The organism is Burkholderia arboris, assembly GCF_038723655.1.
Classification (GTDB): Bacteria; Pseudomonadota; Gammaproteobacteria; order Burkholderiales; family Burkholderiaceae; genus Burkholderia; species Burkholderia arboris.
On the sequence record NZ_CP109821.1, the window covers coordinates 1,080,188 to 1,101,263 of the forward strand.

Consider the following 21,076-nt stretch of genomic DNA (forward strand, 5'->3'; position numbering starts at 1 on the left):
TGGTCGGGCGCTTTTTCGGCAGGAGAGGGATGCATGCGTGTCGCCGGCAACAAAAAACCCCGCAGACTTGCGTCATGCGGGGTTCGTGCGGCGAACGCGGAATTTGGTGGAGGCGGCGGGAATCGAACCCGCGTCCAGAAGCGCTCCACGACTAGTTCTACATGTTTAGTCCAGTCTTTTGATTTAACCGCAGCGACGCGGACGAACACGCTGCACTACGGCGATTCGCTAGATTTTCGACCCTGGCGTCGCGACGCCGACAGAGCTTAACTGACGTAAATGACCTCTGGCGGTATTGCTACCGGTCTTGCGACACTAGCCCGTCAGTGAACTAGGCAGAGGACGGCGGCCGTTAGGCTGCCAGTGCGAACGTATCGTCGTTTGCAGTTACGATTTTCCCATTGATTAACGAGGTGACGGGTCCTCGACATGCCCTAGCCGCTTCACAACCCCTGTCGAAACCAGGTCGCCCCCGCGGATAAGATCTAGCATTATAGCCCAACATCGCGCAGCAGTTCGCGCAGTTCCTGCGTCGTGTCGACGAGATGCTGCGCCTGCCAGTCGGCCGGCGCGACGCCGTCGCCGCAATAGCCGTACGCGGCTGCGACCGTCGCCATGCCGGCCGCGCTGCCGGCCTGAATGTCGCGCAGGTCGTCGCCGACGTAGACGATGCGCGCGGGGGCGAGCGTCAGCTGGTCGGCCGCATGCAGCAGCGGGGCCGGGTGCGGCTTCGGGTGCGGCGTCGTGTCGCCCCCGACCACGCAGGCGGCGCGCGGGGCGAGGCCGAGCAGCTCGACGAGCGGCGCCGTGAGGCGCATCGCCTTGTTCGTGACGATGCCCCAGCGCACGCCGCGCGCATCGAGTTCGTCGAGCACGTCGCCGATGCCGGGAAACAGCGTCGTATGTACGCAGAGGTCCGTCGCGTAGTTGGTCAGGAACTCGTCGCGCATCGCGTCGTAGCCGGGCGTGTTCGGATCGATGCCGAACGCGCCGCCGAGCAGGCCGCGCGCGCCGGCCGAGGCCAGCGGGCGCAACACGTCGAGCGACGTTTCGGGCAGCCCGCGATCGCGCTGCATCCTGTTGACGGCCGCCGCGAGATCGGGCGCCGTGTCGGCGAGCGTGCCGTCGAGGTCGAACAGCACGGCATCGCAGTGCAGCAGGCGCGGTTCGTCTGCTACCCGCGCGGTCGAAAGGGGAGTCGTCATGCCGGTCGGGGGGTCACGCGCCGCGGCGGCACGCGATGAGGTAGTTGATGTCGGTGTCGTTCGACAGCGCGAAGCGCTTGCCGATCGGATGATACGTGATGCCCTTGATCTCCACGATGTGCAGATCCGTCGCGCGCACGAAGCCGGCCAGTTCCGACGGGCGGATGAAACGCGCATAGTCGTGCGTGCCCTTCGGCAGCATCTGCGCGATGTACTCCGCGCCGATCACCGCGAACAGGTAGGACTTCAGGTTGCGGTTCAGCGTCGAGAAGAACACCCAGCCGCCCGGTTTCACGAGCGTCGCGCACGCGGCGACGACATCGCCGGGCGACGGCACGTGCTCGAGCATCTCCATGCACGTGACGACGTCGTAGGTGCCCGGTTCGCGCGCGGCGATCGCTTCGGCGGCGATGGCCTCATAGTCGACCGAGATGCCGCTTTCGAGGCTGTGCAGGTCGGCGACGCCGAGCGCTTCGGTCGACAGGTCGATGCCCTTCACCTGGGCGCCGAGCCCGGCCATCGATTCGGACAGGATGCCGCCGCCGCAGCCGATGTCGAGTGCACGCTTGCCGGCCAGGTGTGCGTGCGCATCGATCCAGCCGAGCCGGACCGGGTTCAGGTCGTGCAGCGGCTTGAATTCGGCATTCGGATCCCACCACCGGTGGGCGAGGTCGCTGAATTTCTGGAGTTCGTGCGGATCGGCGTTGGTCATGTCGGCAAACGGGCTACGGGAGGAGGGCAGTGCTGCGGTTCGTCAGACCCGAGTATATAAGAAGCGGACGAGCGGCGAAGCGACGAGCGCCCGGACGGGCGTCAAAGAAAAAGCCCCGCCGGAGCGGGGCTTTGAAGCAGTCGAAAACCGCGGCTCAGTTTGCCGGAACGGTCGTCTTCTGCACTTGCTGCGTACCCACCACTTCGACTTCCACGCGGCGATCCGGTGCGAGGCAGGCGATGAGTTGCTTGCGGTTCTTCTGGTTGCAGCCAGTCGTAACCGGGTTGCGCTTGCCCTTGCCTTCCGTGTAGATCTTGTTGGCCGGCACACCCTTGCTGACCAGGTACGACTTCACGGCTTGCGCACGGCGCAGCGACAGACGGTCGTTGTACTTGTCCGAACCGATGCGGTCCGTGTAGCCCGTTGCGACGACCACTTCCGTGTTCATGCCTTCGATCTTCGAAGCCAGTTCGTCCAGCTTTTGCTTGCCCAGCGGCTTGAGCGTTGCCTTGTCGAAGTCGAACAGTGCGTCAGCTTGATACGTGATCTTCTGGCTCGTGATGGCCGGAGCAACCGGAGCGACCGGCGGCTGCGGTGCCTGGGCGACCAGTGCGCCATCGCACTTCGCGTTGGCGGTGGCCGGCGTCCAGAACGCATCGCGCCAGCAGAGCTCGTTCGTGCCGTTCATCCACACCCATTCGCCCGTGCCGTTCACCCAGTTGTCATTGACGGCTTGACGCGACGCCGGCACCGACTGTGCCGAAGCGGATGCAGCCATAACTGCGGTAGCTGCAATGAACGCGAGCTTTGAAAGTTTATTCATATTTCTCCTCTCGAAATTGAGATTACCGCAGGTTTACTGCGAGCCTGTTGACGGTGACAAGTCATACATTGCTCGAAGTATAACATTGGTGCGGCACAAAAAACGCGGCGCGCTCCTGTGTAGACTTCGAGCAGCGTCTAACTTTCAGTGCGTTGGCATTTTGCCATATCGTTCCCTTCCTACGAAAAAAAATCCTCCCCACCCTAAGATCGCTCCAACTTTGTGGTGCATGCGCAACACCGGCCTGCCGCAACTTTTAGAGATTGTCAAGAGTGTGTCGGCGAAATTGCGCGGGTGTGTGCATTTGTTTACTCGTGCGCGTGAAACAAGCTGCTCGTGCGCGTGAAACAAACCGGATGCGATTGGCTGCGACGTCGCGTCGCGCGCGATTTGGGCCAATTCGCCGTCGCCGCGATTTTTGCTATTTATATATAGAGGGGGAGGCGAATTGGCGGCTGATGGGCGCATGTTAGAATCTCGCGTTGCGTTGCGCATGCAGCGCCCACGCGAAAGGCGTTCGCCGTCTTCGCTCCGAAACGATACGGATACATGGATCAATTCGCCAAAGAGACCCTGCCCACCTCCCTAGAGGAGGAAATGCGCCGTTCGTATCTCGATTACGCGATGAGCGTGATCGTCGGACGTGCCCTCCCGGATGTCCGCGATGGCCTGAAGCCCGTGCACCGGCGCGTATTGTTCGCGATGCACGAACTGAACAACGACTGGAACCGCGCGTACAAGAAGTCGGCGCGTATCGTCGGTGACGTGATCGGTAAGTACCACCCTCACGGTGACACCGCGGTCTACGACACGATCGTGCGGATGGCGCAGGATTTCTCGCTGCGCTACATGCTGATCGACGGGCAGGGCAACTTCGGCTCGATCGACGGCGACAATGCCGCGGCGATGCGTTACACCGAAATTCGCATGGCGAAGATCGGTCACGAGCTGCTCGCCGACATCGACAAGGAAACGGTCGATTTCGAGCCGAACTACGACGGCAACGAAACGCAGCCGTCGGTCCTGCCGTCGCGCATCCCGAACCTGCTGATCAACGGCTCGTCGGGTATCGCCGTCGGGATGGCGACCAACATCCCGCCGCACAACCTGAACGAAGTCGTCGACGCGTGCCAGCACCTGCTGGGCAACCCGGAAGCGACGATCGACGAGCTGATCGAGATCATCCCGGCGCCGGATTTCCCGACGGCCGGCATCATCTACGGCGTCGCCGGTGTGCGCGACGGCTACCGCACCGGGCGCGGCCGCGTCGTGATGCGCGCGGCCACGCACTTCGAGGAGATCGACCGCGGCCAGCGGATGGCGATCATCGTCGACGAGCTGCCGTACCAGGTGAACAAGCGCTCGCTGCTCGAGCGGATCGCCGAACTCGTCAACGAGAAGAAGCTCGAGGGCATCTCCGACATCCGCGACGAGTCCGACAAGAGCGGCATGCGTGTCGTGATCGAGCTCAAGCGCGGCGAAGTGCCGGAAGTGGTGCTGAACAACCTGTACAAGGCGACGCAGCTCCAGGACACGTTCGGCATGAACATGGTCGCGCTCGTCGACGGCCAGCCGAAGCTGCTGAACCTGAAGGAAATCCTGCAGTGCTTCCTGTCGCACCGACGCGAAGTGCTGACGCGCCGCACGATCTACGAACTGCGCAAGGCCCGCGAACGCGGCCACGTGCTCGAAGGTCTCGCGGTCGCGCTCGCGAACATCGACGAGTTCATCGCGATCATCAAGGCCGCGCCGACGCCGCCGATCGCGAAGCAGGAGTTGATGGCGAAGCCGTGGGATTCGTCGCTCGTGCGCGAGATGCTGACGCGCGCCGAAGCCGAGAATGCATCGGCAGGCGGCCGCTCCGCGTATCGTCCGGAAGGCCTGAACGCGGCGTTCGGCATGCAGAACGACGGGCTGTACCGCCTGTCCGACACGCAGGCCCAGGAAATCCTGCAGATGCGCCTGCAGCGCCTGACCGGCCTCGAGCAGGACAAGATCATCGGCGAGTACCGCGAAGTGATGGCCCAGATCGCCGACCTGCTGGACATCCTCGCGCGCCCCGAGCGGATCACGACGATGATCGGCGAGGAGCTGACCTCGGTGAAGGCCGAATTCGGCGACGCGCGCCGCTCGAAGATCGAACTGAACGCGACCGAGCTGAACACCGAGGATCTGATCACGCCGCAGGACATGGTCGTCACGATGTCGCATGCGGGCTACGTGAAGTCGCAGCCGCTGTCCGAGTACCGCGCGCAGAAGCGCGGCGGCCGCGGCAAGCAGGCGACGCAGATGAAGGAAGACGACTGGATCGAGACGCTGTTCATCGCGAACACGCACGACTACATCCTGTGCTTCTCGAACCGCGGCCGCGTGTACTGGGTCAAGGTCTATGAAGTGCCGCAGGGTTCGCGCAACTCGCGCGGCCGCCCGATCGTCAACATGTTCCCGCTGCAGGAAGGCGAGAAGATCAACGTCGTGCTGCCGGTCAAGGAATTCTCGGCCGACAAGTTCATCTTCATGGCGACGTCGCTCGGCACCGTGAAGAAGACGCCGCTCGAAGCATTCAGCCGTCCGATGAAGAAGGGCATCATCGCGGTCGGCCTCGACGACGGCGACTACCTGATCGGTGCGTCGATCACCGACGGCGCGCACGACGTGATGCTGTTCTCCGACGCCGGCAAGGCCGTGCGCTTCGACGAGAACGACGTGCGTCCGATGGGGCGCGAGGCGCGAGGCGTGCGCGGCATGCAGCTCGAGGACGGGCAGCAGGTCATCGCGATGCTGGTTGCCGGCAGCGAGGAGCAGACCGTGCTCACCGCGACCGAGAACGGCTACGGCAAGCGCACGCCGATCACCGAATACACGCGTCACGGCCGTGGCACGAAGGGCATGATCGCGATCCAGACGTCCGAGCGCAACGGCAAGGTGGTGGCCGCGACGCTCGTCGACGCCGAGGATCAGATCATGCTGATCACGACGGCCGGCGTGTTGATTCGCACCCGTGTATCGGAGATTCGCGAGATGGGGCGGGCTACGCAAGGTGTTACACTCATCAGTCTCGATGAGGGTACCAAGCTCTCCGGCCTGCAGCAGATCGCGGAGGCTGAAGAGGGCGATGGCGAGGCCGACGAGGCGTCGGACGGCGAAGCCTGAAGAACGGATGAGACTCTAGCCGCCGCGGGCGAAAAGCGCCGCGGCCGGCGAGCAACCATTCATATTTCCAAAAGGGAGTGATGATGCAAAAGCAATTCAAGCAACTGGTTCTGCTGGCTGCACTGGTGCCGACGTTCGCGATGGCGCAGGCGCTGTCGAATTCCGCACCGGCTGCTCCGGCGGCAGCTGCGCCGATCGACGCCGACAAGAAGGCAGCGATCAAGGATCTGCTCGACGCGATCGATGCGCCGAAGCTCGTGTCGGCAATCGGCAACAGCGCCGAAATGCAGGCCAAGCAACTCGTGCCGGCAATCCTGTCGGACGCGCTGTCGGAAAACAAGACGCTGAACGACAAGCAGAAGCAGGCTGCCGTTCCGACGCTGCAGAAGAATTCGGTGCCGAAGCTGGTTGACGGCGCAGGCAAGGTGTTCGGCACGCAACAGTTCCAGAACGACGCGATGTCGGCTCAGTACGACGCCTACGCGAAGTACTACAGCACGTCGGAGATCAAGGATCTGACGACGTTCTACAAGAGCCCGACGGGCCGCAAGTTCATCCAGGTTCAGGATCAGGTCGGTCGCGACGTGGTCAACGGCCTGATGCAGAAGTACATGCCGCAAGCGATCCAGGCAACGCGTACGCAGGCTGACAAGGAAGTCGCAGCAGTCAAGCCGGGCAAGTAAAGCTGTCCGGGCACGCCACCGGCCGTTCGGCCGGGTTTGGCGGGAGCCTGACGACAGTGCGATAATGGCCGTTTGCGCGTGAGCGCAAGCGGCCATTTCTTTTCTGGCGCGTTCTGCCGGCGGCGAGCCGGTCGCGTCCCTCCGAGGTTTTCACGATGCGCGTCTTTAATTTCTCCGCCGGCCCTGCGGCGATGCCCGAGGAAGTGCTGCGGCAAGCTGCCGACGAAATGCTCGACTGGCACGGCAGCGGCATGAGCGTGATGGAGATGAGCCATCGCGGCAAGGAATTCATGTCGATCCACGAGGCTGCGCTGACCGATCTGCGCGACCTGCTCGGCGTGCCGGCCAGCCACCGGGTCCTGTTCCTGCAGGGCGGCGGCATCGCGGAAAACGCGATCGTGCCGATGAACCTGCTCGGCTCGCGCAAGACCGCCGACTTCGTCGTGACGGGCTCGTGGTCGCAGAAATCGTTCAACGAGGCGAAGAAGTTCTGCACGCCGCATCTCGCAGCGAACGGCAAGACGGACGACGGCTTCACGCGTGCGCCCGCGCGCGCCGAATGGCAGCTGTCGGACGATCCGGCCTACGTGCATCTATGCACCAACGAGACGATCGACGGCGTCGAGACGTTCGAGATCCCCGATCTCGGCGACGTGCCGCTGGTCGCGGATGTCTCGTCGCACATCCTGTCGCGCCCGATGGATGTCGCGAAATACGGCGTGCTGTTCGGCGGCGCGCAGAAGAACATCGGGATGGCCGGCGTGACGGTCGTGATCGTGCGCGAGGATCTGCTCGATCGCGCGCTGTCGATCTGCCCGTCCGCATTCGAATGGAAGACCATCGCCGCGAACAACTCCCTGTACAACACGCCGCCCACCTACGCGATCTACATCGCGGGCCTCGTGTTCCAGTGGCTGAAGCGGCAGGGTGGCCTCGAAGCGATCGAGGCCCGCAATATCGAAAAATCGAAGCTGCTCTACGACACGATCGACGCGAGCAGCTTCTATCTGAACAAGGTCGAGCCGGCAGCACGTTCGCGGATGAACGTGCCGTTTTTCCTGGCCGACGAAACGCGCAACGAAGACTTCCTTGCCGGCGCAAAGGCGCGCGGGCTGCTGCAGCTGAAGGGCCACAAGTCCGTCGGCGGCATGCGGGCGTCGATCTACAACGCGGTGCCGCTCGAGGGCGTGAAAGCGCTCGTCGAGTACATGAAGGACTTCGAGCAGCGCGGCGCCTGACGGCGGCGCTGTTCAAACAGCACGGCAAAACGCATGGACGACGAACTGAATTCCCGCCTGAAACCGCTGCGCGATCGCATCGACGCGATCGATGCGCAGCTGATCGCGCTCCTGAACCAGCGCGCCGCGGTGGCGCTGGAGGTGGGCGAGGTCAAGAAGCATTTCAACGCGCCGGTGTTCCGGCCGGAGCGCGAGCTGCAGGTGATCGCGCGGCTGCAGGACATGAGCGCCGGGCCGCTCGCGAGCGAGCACATCAGCGCCATCTGGCGCGAGATCATGGCTGCGAGCCGCGCGCTCGAGCAGACGATCCACGTCGCGTTCCTCGGGCCGGTCGGCACGTACAGCGAACAGGCGATGCTCGAGTATTTCGGCCAGTCGATCGAAGGGCTGCCGTGCCCGTCGATCGACGAGGTGTTCCGCTCGGTCGAGGCCGGTGCGTCCGCATTCGGCATCGCGCCGGTCGAGAATTCGACCGAAGGTGCCGTGTCGCGCACGCTCGACCTGCTGCTGCAGACGCAACTGCTGATCAGCGGTGAGCTCGCATTGCCGATCCACCACAACCTGCTGACGCAAAGCGGCACGCTCGACGGCGTGAAGCGCGTCTGCGCGCATGCGCAGGCGCTTGCGCAATGCCAGCAGTGGCTCGCCGCGAATGCGCCTCAGCTCGAGCGGCAGGCCGTGGCGAGCAACGCGGAGGCCGCGCGTCTCGCGGCCGCCGATCCGACCGTCGCGGCGATCGCGGGCGACCGCGCAGCCGCGCATTACGGTTTGCAGATCGCGTTCTCGCTGATCCAGGACGATCCGCACAATCGCACGCGCTTCGTGATCGTCGGCAAGCAGCCGGCGGGCCAGAGCGGTCACGACCAGACGTCGCTGATCGTGTCGGTGAAGAACGAGCCGGGCGCCGTGTTCAAGCTGCTCGAGCCGCTCGCGCGGCACGGCGTGTCGATGACGCGCTTCGAGTCGCGTCCGGCGCGCGTCGGCACGTGGGAGTACTACTTCTACATCGATATCGAAGGGCACCGCGACGATGCGGCGGTGGCGGCCGCGCTCGCGGAACTCGGCCAGAAGGCCGCGTTCCTGAAGATACTCGGTTCGTATCCGAGCGCACGCTGAGGCGCGCTGGCCCGTCGCCGGGTCACGCAGGTGACGGAGAGGCGGGCAGGGCAGGCCGGTCGGCGCTGCCGAAGGCGGGTTCGGGCGGCACCCGGTGCAGGTTGCGCCGGGTGCGGGCTCGTTGCCCGGAATCTGGAATTCCGCATGCGGGGCGTCGTGCCGCACGCATAACTTGGCTCTTGTCGTGTCAGGCTTTGCATTCAACAAACTGGTCATCTTCGGCGTCGGCCTGATCGGCGGATCGCTGGCCCGCGCGTTGCGCGAGCGCGCGCCGGGCGGCGCGGGCGAAATCGTCGGCGTGGGCCGCTCGCGTCGCTCGGTCGAGCGCGCGCTGTCGCTCGGCGTGATCGACCGCGCAGCGGCGCTCGACGACGACGCGCAATTGCGCGACGCGCTCGCCGGCGCCGATCTCGTGCTGCTGGCCGCGCCCGTCGCGCAGACGGGCCCGTTGCTGGCGCGCATCGCGCCGTGGCTCGACAATGCGACGATTGTCACCGACGCGGGCAGCACCAAGTCCGATGTCGTCGCGGCCGCGCGCGACACGCTCGGCGCGCGAATCGCGCAGTTCGTGCCGGGGCATCCGATTGCCGGCCGCGAGTCGAGCGGCGTCGAGGCCGCGTTGCCGGACCTGTACGTCGGTCGCAACGTCGTGCTGTGCCCGCTGCCGGAGAACGCGCCCGAATCGGTCGCGCGCATCGACGCGATGTGGCGCGCAACCGGCGCCGACGTGCGCACGATGAGCACCGGGCAGCACGATCGCGTGTTTGCGTCGATCAGCCACCTGCCCCACGTGCTGTCGTTCGCGCTCGTCGAGCAGATTCTCGGCGAGGCCGACGCGGAACTGAAATTCTCGTACGCGGCGGGCGGTTTCCGCGATTTCACGCGCATCGCGGCGTCGAGCCCCGAGATGTGGCGCGACGTGTGCGTCGCGAACCGCGCGGCGCTGCTCGACGAACTCGACGGCTACACGCGCGTGCTCACGCGGCTGCGTGAGGCGATCGACGCCGGCGACGGCGCGGCGCTCGAAGCGGTGTTCACGCGCTCGCGCGCCGCACGCAAGGCATGGCAGGAGCGCGGCGGTGCGCCCGCTGCCGAACCGGTCAAGAAATAACAGGACGATTCCCATGGACTATCTCGATCTCGGCCCGTACTCCAGCGCATCGGGCACCGTGCGCCTGCCCGGCTCGAAGAGCATTTCGAACCGCGTGCTGCTGCTCGCGGCGCTGGCCGAAGGCGAAACGACGATCACGAACCTGCTCGACTCCGACGATACGCGCGTGATGCTCGACGCACTCGGCAAGCTCGGCGTGAAGCTCGCGCGCGATGGCGACACCTGTGTCGTGACGGGCACGCGCGGCGCATTCACCGCGAAGACGGCCGACCTGTTCCTCGGCAACGCGGGCACGGCCGTGCGGCCGCTGACCGCCGCGCTCGCGGTGAACGGCGGCGACTACCGCGTGCACGGCGTGCCGCGCATGCACGAACGGCCGATCGGCGATCTCGTCGACGGCCTGCGGCAGATCGGCGCGCAGATCGACTACGAGCTGAACGAAGGTTATCCGCCGTTGCGCATCAAGCCCGCGACGATTTCGGTCGATGCGCCGATCCGCGTGCGCGGCGACGTGTCGAGCCAGTTCCTCACGGCACTCCTGATGACGCTGCCGCTCGTGAAGGCGAAGGATGGCCGGACCGTCGTCGAAGTCGACGGCGAGCTGATCTCGAAGCCGTACATCGACATCACGATCCGGCTGATGGAGCGCTTCGGCGTGACCATCGAGCGCGATGGCTGGCAGCGTTTCGTCGTGCCGGCCGGCGTCCGCTACCGCTCGCCGGGGCGGATCATGGTCGAGGGCGACGCGTCGTCCGCGTCGTACTTCCTCGCGGCCGGCGCGCTTGGCGGCGGCCCGCTGCGGGTCGAAGGCGTGGGGCGCGCGAGCATCCAGGGCGACGTCGGTTTCGCGAACGCGCTGATGCAGATGGGCGCGAACGTGACGATGGGCGACGACTGGATCGACGTGCGCGGCATCGGCCACGACCACGGCAAGCTCGAGCCGATCGACATGGACTTCAACCTGATCCCCGATGCGGCGATGACCATCGCGGTCGCGGCGCTGTTTGCGAACGGGACGAGCACGCTGCGCAACATCGCGAGCTGGCGCGTGAAGGAGACCGACCGCATCGCCGCGATGGCGACCGAGCTGCGCAAGGTCGGCGCGATCGTCGAGGAAGGCCCCGACTATCTCGTCGTCACGCCGCCGGAAAAGCTCACGCCGAACGCGGCGATCGATACGTACGACGATCACCGGATGGCGATGTGCTTCTCGCTCGTCAGCCTGGGCGGCGTGCCCGTGCGGATCAACGATCCGAAGTGCGTCGGCAAGACGTTCCCCGACTATTTCGACCGCTTCGCCGCGCTCGCCAAAGCCTGACCCGACTGTTCCGATGAAATCGACCCGACCCTTTCACCCGACTCCCGTCATTACGATCGACGGCCCGACCGCCTCCGGCAAGGGCACCGTCGCGGCGCTCGTCGCTGCGAACCTTGGCTTCCACCTGCTCGACAGCGGCGCGCTGTATCGGCTTGCCGCCCTCGCGAGCGTGCGCTACGGCATCGCGGCGGAGGACATCGACGCGCTGGTGAAACTGATCGACGATCTGCACATCACGTTCCGCGAAGGCTGTGCGCAGCTCGACGGCGTCGACGTGTCGAACGACATCCGCGCCGAAGCGGTCGGCAATCGTGCATCGGCCATTGCCGTGCACGGGCCCGTACGCACCGCGCTCGTCGCGCGCCAGCGCGCGTTCCGCAAGACGCCGGGCCTCGTCGCAGACGGGCGCGACATGGGCACCGTGATCTTCCCGGACGCCGTGCTGAAGGTGTTCCTGACGGCCAGCGCCGAGGCTCGCGCGACCAGACGGCATAAGCAATTGATGCAAAAAGGTTTTTCTGCTAATATAGATGACTTGCTCCGGGATCTTCGTGAACGTGACGCGCGCGACAGCAATCGCGCAGCCGCGCCGCTGAAGCCTGCAGCAGATGCCGAGCTGCTCGATACGTCGGCACTTTCGGTCGATGAAGCCGTCGACCAGGTGCTGCAGTGGTACCGGGCACTCGGCCAGCCCGCCTGAGAAGGCGGGTAGCGGTAGGTGCTCCGTGCCGCAAGCGCGGAGCGTGTTTTGAACCCTTAACCCCGTGTGGTCTTCGATCTGGCCCTTTCAGCCTGCCATTCCGGCCGGCGTGGCACAGCGAGCCATGCACAATCAGATTTTTATGTCCGACCTGCAAACCTCCACCCCGAATACCGAATCCTTTGCGGCTCTGTTCGAAGAGTCGCTGACCCGCCAAGACATGCGCGCCGGCGAAGTGATTTCCGCCGAAGTCGTGCGCGTCGACCACAACTTCGTGGTCGTCAATGCAGGCCTCAAGTCCGAGGCTTACATTCCGATCGAGGAATTCCTGAACGATCAGGGCGAGGTTGAGGTGCAGTCGGGCGATTTCGTGTCCGTCGCGATCGACGCGCTCGAAAACGGCTACGGCGACACGATCCTGTCGCGCGACAAGGCGAAGCGCCTTGCATCGTGGCTGTCGCTGGAAAAGGCACTCGACAACAACGAACTCGTCACCGGCACGATCACCGGCAAGGTGAAGGGCGGCATGACCGTGATGGTCAACGGCATCCGCGCGTTCCTGCCGGGTTCGCTGGTCGACACGCGTCCGGTCAAGGACACGACCCCGTACGAAGGCAAGACGCTCGAGTTCCGCGTGATCAAGCTCGATCGCAAGCGTAACAACGTCGTGCTGTCGCGTCGTGCAGTGATCGAAGCAACCCAGGGCGAAGAGCGCGCGAAGCTGCTCGAGACGCTGAAGGAAGGCGCGATCGTCAACGGCGTGGTCAAGAACATCACCGACTACGGCGCGTTCGTCGACCTCGGCGGCATCGACGGCCTGCTGCACATCACCGACATCGCATGGCGTCGTGTGCGTCACCCGAGCGAAGTCCTGTCGGTTGGCCAGGAAGTCACCGCGAAGATCCTCAAGTTCGACCAAGAGAAGAACCGCGTCTCGCTGGGCATCAAGCAACTGGGCGACGATCCGTGGGAAGGCATCTCGCGCCGTTACCCGTCGGGCACGCGCCTGTTCGGCAAGGTCACGAACATCACCGACTACGGCGCATTCGTCGAAGTGGAATCGGGCATCGAAGGCCTCGTCCACGTGTCGGAAATGGACTGGACGAACAAGAACGTTGCACCGTCGAAGGTTGTCCAGCTGGGCGACGAAGTCGAAGTCATGGTCCTCGAGATCGACGAAGACCGCCGTCGTATCAGCCTCGGCATGAAGCAGTGCAAGCCGAATCCGTGGGATGACTTCAGCCGCAACTTCAAGAAGGGCGACAAGATCACGGGCGCAATCAAGTCGATCACCGACTTCGGCGTGTTCATCGGTCTGCCGGGCGGCATCGACGGCCTGGTCCACCTGTCGGACCTGTCGTGGAGCGAAACCGGCGAAGAAGCCGTTCGCAAGTACAAGAAGGGCGACGAAGTCGAAGCCATCGTGCTCGGTATCGACGTCGAGAAGGAGCGCATTTCGCTCGGCATCAAGCAGCTCGAAGGCGACCCGTTCAGCAACTACGTTGCAATGAACGACAAGGGCTCGATCGTCGACGGCGTCGTGAAGACGGTCGATGCGAAGGGTGCGGTCGTCACGCTGACGGGCGACGTCGAAGGCTACCTGCGTGCGTCGGAAATCTCGCAGGATCGCGTCGAAGACGCACGCAACGTGCTGAAGGAAGGCGACAAGGTCAACGCGATGGTGATCAACATCGATCGCAAGTCGCGCGGCATCAACCTGTCGATCAAGGCGAAGGATTCGGCTGAACAACAGGAAGCGATCCGCGGCCTGCAGTCGGACTCCAGCGCTGCTGCGACCGGTACGACCAACCTCGGCGCGCTGCTGAAGGCGAAGCTCGACGGCCAGAACCAGTAAGCCTCACGAGGTCTGCTGAAGTATGACCAAATCCGAGTTGGTCGCGCAGCTGGCATCGCGATTTCCGCAACTTGTCCTCAAGGATGCGGATTTCGCGGTGAAAACGATGCTCGATGCGATGTCCGACGCCCTGGCGAAAGGGCATCGCATTGAAATTCGGGGTTTCGGCAGCTTTGGCCTCAACCGTCGCCCGGCGCGCGTCGGACGCAACCCGAAGTCGGGGGAGAAAGTGCAGGTGCCCGAGAAGTTTGTGCCGCACTTCAAGCCTGGCAAGGAATTGCGTGAACGCGTCGACGGCCGCGCGGGTGAACCGCTGAAGGCTGACGATCCGGACGACGAGCGTTGAGCGTCGTTCGGTGTGCCCGGAACCTGTCCGGCGAAGGCTGAAAAGAAAAGCGCCCCTTGGGGCGCTTTTTTCATTTCCGGCGGCAGCGGCGCAACGCCTGGCGCAGGATGTGCGCAGCCGCGGAAACGCTTCCTTTACAATACGGGTCGATTCGGTGCGACGAAGGGGAGTCGCGCGCCGCGGCAAACCTCAACAAAGAGAGGGCTTCATGAAGTTTATCGTCTGGCTGATCCGGGTATTGGTGTTCGTCCTGCTGCTGGTGCTGGCGCTGGCCAATACGCAAACCGCGACGCTGAATTTCGTTGCCGGCTACGCATGGCAAGCGCCGCTGATCCTGATCGGCCTGGCATTCTTCGCCGTCGGGTTGCTGGCCGGCCTGCTGTCCGCGCTGCCTTCGATCTTCCGCCTGCGTCTCGAGAACGGGCGTCTGAAGCGCGATCTGCGCGCGGCGCGTGAAACGCCCGCGATCGTCGACCAGCCGCCGATGCCGCCCGTCATTTAACACGGACGCCGCGCGATCATCGCGCGGTTTTCGTCTCTGCTTCGATATTTCGCATGGATCTGGATTTCTGGTGGTTGCTCGCGATTCCGGTCGCATTCGCGCTCGGTTGGGCGGCGTCACGCTATGACCTGAAGAATCTCCTGTCGGAGAGTGCCAACCTGCCGCGCTCGTATTTTCGCGGCCTGAATTTTCTGTTGAACGAACAACCCGACAAGGCGATCGACGCATTCATCGAGGTCGCCAAGCTCGATCCCGAGACGGTCGAGCTGCACTTCGCGCTCGGCAACCTGTTTCGCCGCCGCGGCGAGACCGACCGCGCGATTCGCGTGCACCAGAACCTGCTGAGCCGCACGGACCTGCCGGTCAACGAGCGCGACCACGCGCTGTACGAGCTCGGCCAGGACTTCCTCAAGGCCGGCCTGCTCGATCGCGCCGAAGAGGCGTTCCACAAGCTCGCCGGCGGCGACTACGCGCTCGGTGCGCAGCGGGCGCTGCTGACGATCTACGAGATCGAGAAGGACTGGAACAAGTCGATCGATACCGCGAAGCGCATCGAGTCGATGAGCGACAAGCCGCTCGGTACCGAAATTGCGCAGTTTCACTGCGAACTCGCGCAGGACGCGCTGCAGCGCAAGAATGCGGCAGCGGCAGCCGAACAGCTTCGGCTCGCGCTGACCGTGAACCCGCAGAACGTCCGCGCGACGATTCTGTCGGGCGACGCAGCCGAGGCGGCCGGCGATCACGCGGCCGCGATCGAGCACTGGAAGCGCGTCGAGGCGCAGAACCCCGCGTATCTGCCGCTCGTCGCCGACAAGCTGATGAAGGCGTACGTGGCGCTCGGCAAGAACGTCGAGGGCGCCGAACTGCTGATGGGGTATGTCGACCGCTATCCGTCGAACGACCTGCTCGACATCGCGTACCAGCACATTGCCGGATTGCGCGGTCAGGATGCGGCGCACACGCTCGCACGTGCGCAGATGGAGAAGTCGCCGAACCTGTCGGGGATGCTGCACCTGCTCGATGCGCAGATCGCGGCGGCCGACGAACCGCGCCGTAAGGAACTTGAAATGATGCGTGCGCTGATCAAGCAGCGCACGAAAAATCTCCCGCGGTATACGTGCCAGAATTGCGGTTTCCGGGCACGGCTCTTCTACTGGCAGTGCCCTGGATGCAGCGGCTGGGAAACCTATGCGCCGCGCCGCGTCGAACCTGCGATGCCGGGCTGATCCCGGCACGCGGAGCCAACGCGCTGCGGTTGCCGCCGGGCTTGTCCCGGCGGCCAAGTTAGTCAATTACCGGGAAGTACCGGAACATCTATGAAAATCACCATCATCGGCACCGGCTATGTCGGTCTCGTCACGGGCGCCTGCCTCGCGGAGATCGGTCACGACGTCTTCTGTCTCGACGTCGATCCGCGCAAGATCGACATCCTGAACAACGGCGGGATGCCGATTCACGAACCGGGGCTGCTGGACATCATCGCGCGCAACCGCGCGGCAGGGCGCCTGCGCTTCTCGACCGACATCGAGGCGAGCGTCGCGCATGGCGAGATCCAGTTCATCGCAGTCGGCACGCCGCCCGACGAGGACGGCTCGGCCGACCTGCAATACGTGCTCGAGGCCGCGCGCAACATCGGCCGCCACATGACGGGCTTCAAGGTGATCGTCGACAAGTCGACGGTGCCGGTCGGCACCGCGCAGCGCGTGAGCGCCGTGGTCGACGACGCGCTTGCCGCGCGGGGGCTCGGGGGCAGCGTCGCGCATCGATTCTCGGTCGTGTCGAACCCCGAGTTTCTGAAGGAAGGCGCTGCGGTCGAGGACTTCATGCGTCCGGACCGGATCATCATCGGCGTCGACGACGACGAGACCGGCACGATCGCGCGCGAGAAGATGAAGAAGCTCTACGCGCCGTTCAACCGCAACCACGAGCGCACGATCTACATGGACGTGCGTTCGGCCGAATTCGCGAAGTATGCGGCGAACGCGATGCTCGCGACGCGCATCTCGTTCATGAACGAGATGTCGAATCTCGCCGACAAGGTCGGCGCTGACATCGAGGCCGTGCGCCGCGGGATCGGCTCCGATCCGCGCATCGGCTACCACTTCCTGTATGCCGGCGTCGGCTACGGCGGCTCGTGCTTCCCGAAGGACGTGCAGGCGCTGATCCGCACCGCGAGCGAGAACGGCCAGCCGCTGCGCATCCTGGAGGCCGTCGAGGCGGCCAACCATGCGCAGAAGGACGTGCTGATCGGCAAGATCGAGCAGCGTTTCGGCGCGGATCTGACCGGCCGTGAATTCGCGGTCTGGGGCCTGGCGTTCAAGCCGAACACCGACGACATGCGCGAGGCGCCGAGCCGCCGGCTGATCGCCGCACTGCTCGAACGCGGGGCGACCGTGCGCGCCTACGATCCGGTCGCAGTCGACGAAGCGCGGCGCGTGTTCGCGCTGGATTTCGGCGACGATGCGGCGGCGCTGGCACGACTGCATCTCGTCGAGACGCAGGACATCGCCGTCACGGGCGCGGACGCGCTCGTGATCGTGACCGAGTGGAAGGAATTCCGGAGCCCCGATTTCACGCGCCTGAAGGCGGAGCTGAAGGCGCCGGTGATCTTCGACGGGCGCAACCTGTACGAGCCGGATGCGATGGCTGAGCTGGGCATCGACTACTACGCGATCGGCCGGCCGTATGTCGATCCCCAGTCGTCCTCCCGTGGCTGAGCGCACGATGAATACTCCTCGCGAAGTCGTTCCGGTGCCGCGTGCGCAGCTCGCGCGCTCGCGCGTGCTCGTCGTCGGCGACGTGATGCTCGACCGCTACTGGTTCGGCAACGTCGATCGCATTTCGCCTGAAGCGCCGGTGCCGGTCGTGCACGTGCAGCGTCAGGAGGAGCGGCTCGGCGGCGCGGCCAACGTCGCGCGCAACGCCGTGACGCTCGGCGGCCAGGCCGGGCTGCTGTGTGTTGTCGGTTGCGACGAACCCGGCGAGCGGATCGTCGAGCTGCTCGGCAGCAGCGGCGTGACGCCGCATCTCGAACGCGATCCGACGCTGCCGACCACGATCAAGCTGCGCGTGCTCGCGCGCCAGCAGCAGCTGCTGCGCGTCGACTTCGAGGCGATGCCGACGCACGAGGTGCTGCTCGCGGGGCTCGCGCGCTTCGATGCGCTGCTGCCGCAGCACGACGTCGTGCTGATGTCGGATTACGCGAAAGGCGGCCTGACGCACGTCACGACGATGATCGAGAAGGCGCGTGCGGCCGGCAAGTCTGTTCTGGTCGACCCGAAGGGCGACGACTGGGCACGCTATCGCGGTGCTTCGCTGATCACGCCGAACCGCGCGGAACTGCGCGAAGTGGTCGGCCAGTGGAAGTCGGAAGACGATCTGCGCGCGCGCGTCGCGAATCTGCGCGCGGAACTCGGCATCGACGCGCTGCTGCTCACACGCTCGGAAGAGGGCATGACGCTTTTTTCCGCCACCGGTGAACTGCACGCACCGGCCCTCGCGCGCGAGGTGTTCGACGTGTCGGGCGCGGGCGATACCGTGATCGCGACGGTCGCGACGATGCTCGGCGCCGGCGTGCCGCTGGTCGACGCGGTCGTGCTCGCGAATCGCGCGGCAGGCATCGTGGTCGGCAAGCTCGGCACGGCCACGGTGGATTACGACGAACTGTTTCACTGAGCCCATTGGTGCGGCGCGACGAGCGCGCCGCACCAATGGCTCGCACTTTTCAGGCAGGACGATCATGACCCTCATCGTCACCGGCGCAGCCGGTTTTATCGGCGCGAACATCGTCAAGGCGCTCAACGAGCGCGGCGAGACGCGCATCATCGCGGTCGACAACCTGACGCGCGCGGACAAGTTCCGGAATCTCGTCGATTGCGAGATCGACGACTATCTCGACAAGACGGAATTCGTCGAGCGCTTCGCGCGCGGCGATTTCGGCAAGGTGCGCGCGGTGTTCCACGAAGGCGCCTGTTCGGACACGATGGAAACCGACGGCCGCTACATGATGGACAACAACTTCCGCTACAGCCGCGCGGTGCTCGATACCTGCCTCGCGCAGGGCACGCAGTTCCTGTACGCATCGTCGGCTGCGATCTACGGCGGCTCGACGCGTTTCGTCGAGGAGCGCGAGGTCGAGGCGCCGCTGAACGTGTACGGCTATTCGAAGTTCCTGTTCGACCAGGTGATCCGCCGCGTGCTGCCGAGCGCAAAGAGCCAGATCGCCGGCTTCCGCTATTTCAACGTGTACGGCCCGCGCGAGACGCAAAAGGGGCGCATGGCGTCGGTCGCATTCCACAACTTCAACCAGTTCCGCGCGGAAGGCAAGGTCAAGCTGTTCGGCGAGTACAACGGCTATGCGCCGGGCGAGCAGACGCGTGACTTCGTGTCGGTCGAGGACGTGACGAAAGTGAACCTGTTCTTCTTCGATCATCCGGAGAAGTCGGGCATTTTCAACCTCGGCACGGGCCGTGCACAGCCGTTCAACGACATCGCGTCGACGGTCGTGAACACGCTGCGCGCGCTCGACAACCAGCCGGCGCTGACGCTCGCGCAGCAGGTCGAGCAGGGGCTGATCGAATACGTGCCGTTTCCCGATGCGTTGCGCGGCAAGTACCAGTGCTTCACGCAGGCCGACCAGACGAAACTGCGCGCGGCCGGCTACGACGCACCGTTCCTGACCGTGCAGGAAGGTGTCGATCGCTACGTTCGTTGGCTATCCGGCCAGGTTTAAACGCAAGGGCTGCATCGATAGACTGGGTCTCACGGTCGGCAGCCGCCGGCCGGTTTCTTCGGAGATCCAGCACATGATCAGGAAATGGTTTGCCGCAGCGGTCATGCTCGGCGCAGTCGCGTCAGCCTGGGCTGCCGTCGACGTCAACACCGCGAACGAGGATGCGCTCATCGGCATCAAGGGCATCGGCCCGGCGCGTGCGAAGGCGATCGTCGACGAGCGCGGCGCACGCGGTCCGTTCAGGAATGCGGAAGATCTCACCGCGCGCGTGAAGGGAATGGGCGGGCATACCGTCGAGCGCCTCCAGCAGGAAGGGCTGACGATCGGTACGGCCGGCGCAGGCGCGACCCAGCAGGCCGCAGGCAAGCCGGCGGCCGCGAAGCCTGCCGCCGCACCGGCCCGCACCGCACAGAAGTAACGCGTCGCGCGCGACCGACAAAAGGCTCCTTCAGTCGCCGTCGTTACGACGGCTTCCCGCGGCATGCCGCGGGTTTTTTGCGTGATGCGGCGTGCGCGGCAAGCGCGAATCGCGCGGCACGCGTATTCCATCGCGGTGAAGGGGTTGCCGGCGCGAGCGGCGGTGCTGGTTTACAATCGATTGATTGATCGGCCTCGTACTCACGGTATACCCATGGCTTACAAAACTATCGAAGACACGATCGGCAACACGCCGCTCGTGCAACTGGTCCGCTTGCCGGACGACGAGATTCGCGCGCGCAACAACGTGGTGCTCGCAAAGCTCGAAGGCAACAATCCGGCCGGTTCCGTGAAGGATCGTCCGGCGCTGTCGATGATCAGCAAGGCCGAGGCGCGCGGGCGCATCAAGCCGGGCGATACGCTGATCGAGGCGACGAGCGGCAACACGGGCATTGCGCTCGCAATGGCAGCGGCGATCCGCGGCTACAAGATGGTGCTGATCATGCCGGAGGACCTGTCGGTCGAGCGGCGTCAGAGCATGGCGGCTTACGGCGCTGAAATCATCCTGACGCCGGTGAAGGGCGGGATGGAACTGGCACGCGACCTCGCGGAGCAGATGCAGCGCGAAGGCAAGGGCGTGATCCTCGACCAGTTCGGCAACCCCGACAATCCCGTTGCGCACTACGAAGCGACGGGGCCGGAGATCTGGCGCGATACGGAAGGGCGCATCACGCACTTCGTGTCGGCAATGGGCACGACGGGCACGATCATGGGCACGTCGCGCTACCTGAAGGAACAGAATCCGGCGATCGAGATCATCGGTGCGCAGCCGGAAGACGGCTCGCGCATTCCGGGCATCCGCAAGTGGCCGGAAGCGTATATGCCGACCATCTTCGATCGCAGCCGCATCGACCGCGTCGAGAATGTGAGCCAGGCTGCGTCGGAAACGATGACACGCCGGCTGGCGGCCGTCGAAGGCATCTTCGCGGGCATTTCGTCGGGCGGCGCATGCGAAGTCGCGATGCGCATCGCACGCCAGGTCGAGAATGCGACGATCGTGTTCATCGTCTGCGATCGCGGCGACCGCTACCTGTCCACGGGCGTGTTTCCTGCCTGAACATCGGCTGGCGCGTCGCGCGCCGGCAATAAAAAAGCGCCGCTTGTG

General features: G+C 64.9%; 19 protein-coding genes and 1 other RNA gene. 16 read left to right on the forward strand and 4 right to left on the reverse strand.

Annotated features, from left to right (window positions below; translation table 11 throughout):
• Window positions 1-104: 104 nt before the first annotated feature.
• From ssrA to ompA, 4 genes are all read right to left on the reverse strand, one after another.
• Window positions 105-474, reverse strand: a transfer-messenger RNA (tmRNA) gene (ssrA, locus tag OHZ10_RS05125).
• 17 nt (window positions 475-491) lie between these two features.
• Window positions 492-1,205, reverse strand: a complete 714-nt coding sequence (gph, locus tag OHZ10_RS05130) for a phosphoglycolate phosphatase (protein ID WP_059235503.1) — start codon at window positions 1,203-1,205, stop codon at window positions 492-494.
• A gap of 13 nt (window positions 1,206-1,218) precedes the next feature.
• On the reverse strand, window positions 1,219-1,917 hold the full coding sequence (gene ubiG / locus OHZ10_RS05135; protein WP_059235501.1) for a bifunctional 2-polyprenyl-6-hydroxyphenol methylase/3-demethylubiquinol 3-O-methyltransferase UbiG: 699 nt from the start codon (window positions 1,915-1,917) through the stop codon (window positions 1,219-1,221).
• Window positions 1,918-2,071: 154 nt separating this feature from the next.
• Window positions 2,072-2,740, reverse strand: a complete 669-nt coding sequence (ompA, locus tag OHZ10_RS05140) for an outer membrane protein OmpA (RefSeq protein ID WP_006476579.1) — start codon at window positions 2,738-2,740, stop codon at window positions 2,072-2,074.
• Between the two features lie 549 nt (window positions 2,741-3,289).
• Here ompA and gyrA point away from each other — a divergent pair.
• The 16 genes from gyrA (at window position 3,290) to cysM (ending at window position 21,028) form a co-directional block, all read left to right on the forward strand.
• Entirely contained in the window at window positions 3,290-5,893 is a 2,604-nt protein-coding gene (gene gyrA, locus OHZ10_RS05145; RefSeq protein WP_059235499.1) for a DNA gyrase subunit A, read from the forward strand.
• 83 nt (window positions 5,894-5,976) lie between these two features.
• Window positions 5,977-6,576, forward strand: coding sequence for a DUF2059 domain-containing protein (locus OHZ10_RS05150; RefSeq protein ID WP_059236858.1), 600 nt, complete (start codon window positions 5,977-5,979; stop codon window positions 6,574-6,576).
• Between the two features lie 155 nt (window positions 6,577-6,731).
• Window positions 6,732-7,814: a 3-phosphoserine/phosphohydroxythreonine transaminase gene (gene serC / locus OHZ10_RS05155; protein WP_059235497.1), complete on the forward strand. Its 1,083-nt coding sequence runs from the start codon at window positions 6,732-6,734 to the stop codon at window positions 7,812-7,814.
• 33 nt (window positions 7,815-7,847) lie between these two features.
• On the forward strand, window positions 7,848-8,930 hold the full coding sequence (gene pheA, locus OHZ10_RS05160; RefSeq protein ID WP_059235495.1) for a prephenate dehydratase: 1,083 nt from the start codon (window positions 7,848-7,850) through the stop codon (window positions 8,928-8,930).
• 184 nt (window positions 8,931-9,114) lie between these two features.
• Entirely contained in the window at window positions 9,115-10,041 is a 927-nt protein-coding gene (locus tag OHZ10_RS05165) for a prephenate dehydrogenase (protein WP_256085707.1), read from the forward strand.
• A gap of 13 nt (window positions 10,042-10,054) precedes the next feature.
• Entirely contained in the window at window positions 10,055-11,359 is a 1,305-nt protein-coding gene (gene aroA, locus OHZ10_RS05170; RefSeq protein ID WP_059235492.1) for a 3-phosphoshikimate 1-carboxyvinyltransferase, read from the forward strand.
• Window positions 11,360-11,372: 13 nt separating this feature from the next.
• The gene (gene cmk / locus OHZ10_RS05175; protein WP_059235490.1) at window positions 11,373-12,059 is read left to right on the forward strand and encodes a (d)CMP kinase; all 687 of its coding nucleotides are present in this window, start codon (window positions 11,373-11,375) and stop codon (window positions 12,057-12,059) included.
• 142 nt (window positions 12,060-12,201) lie between these two features.
• Window positions 12,202-13,914: a 30S ribosomal protein S1 gene (rpsA, locus tag OHZ10_RS05180; RefSeq protein WP_059236854.1), complete on the forward strand. Its 1,713-nt coding sequence runs from the start codon at window positions 12,202-12,204 to the stop codon at window positions 13,912-13,914.
• 22 nt (window positions 13,915-13,936) lie between these two features.
• Window positions 13,937-14,260 (forward strand): integration host factor subunit beta, encoded by a 324-nt coding sequence (locus OHZ10_RS05185; protein WP_006486894.1) that lies wholly within the window; start codon window positions 13,937-13,939, stop codon window positions 14,258-14,260.
• 208 nt (window positions 14,261-14,468) lie between these two features.
• Window positions 14,469-14,762, forward strand: coding sequence for a lipopolysaccharide assembly protein LapA domain-containing protein (locus OHZ10_RS05190; RefSeq protein ID WP_059235488.1), 294 nt, complete (start codon window positions 14,469-14,471; stop codon window positions 14,760-14,762).
• Window positions 14,763-14,815: 53 nt separating this feature from the next.
• Window positions 14,816-15,988: a lipopolysaccharide assembly protein LapB gene (gene lapB / locus OHZ10_RS05195; RefSeq protein WP_059235486.1), complete on the forward strand. Its 1,173-nt coding sequence runs from the start codon at window positions 14,816-14,818 to the stop codon at window positions 15,986-15,988.
• Window positions 15,989-16,078: 90 nt separating this feature from the next.
• Entirely contained in the window at window positions 16,079-17,479 is a 1,401-nt protein-coding gene (locus OHZ10_RS05200) for a UDP-glucose dehydrogenase family protein (protein WP_256085708.1), read from the forward strand.
• A 7-nt stretch (window positions 17,480-17,486) separates the two neighbouring features.
• Window positions 17,487-18,437: a D-glycero-beta-D-manno-heptose-7-phosphate kinase gene (gene rfaE1 / locus OHZ10_RS05205; RefSeq protein ID WP_342703852.1), complete on the forward strand. Its 951-nt coding sequence runs from the start codon at window positions 17,487-17,489 to the stop codon at window positions 18,435-18,437.
• A gap of 64 nt (window positions 18,438-18,501) precedes the next feature.
• Window positions 18,502-19,494 (forward strand): ADP-glyceromanno-heptose 6-epimerase, encoded by a 993-nt coding sequence (gene rfaD, locus OHZ10_RS05210; protein WP_059235479.1) that lies wholly within the window; start codon window positions 18,502-18,504, stop codon window positions 19,492-19,494.
• Between the two features lie 73 nt (window positions 19,495-19,567).
• Window positions 19,568-19,912, forward strand: a complete 345-nt coding sequence (locus OHZ10_RS05215) for a ComEA family DNA-binding protein (protein WP_059235478.1) — start codon at window positions 19,568-19,570, stop codon at window positions 19,910-19,912.
• 213 nt (window positions 19,913-20,125) lie between these two features.
• The gene (cysM, locus tag OHZ10_RS05220) at window positions 20,126-21,028 is read left to right on the forward strand and encodes a cysteine synthase CysM (protein ID WP_059235476.1); all 903 of its coding nucleotides are present in this window, start codon (window positions 20,126-20,128) and stop codon (window positions 21,026-21,028) included.
• Window positions 21,029-21,076 lie beyond the last annotated feature (48 nt).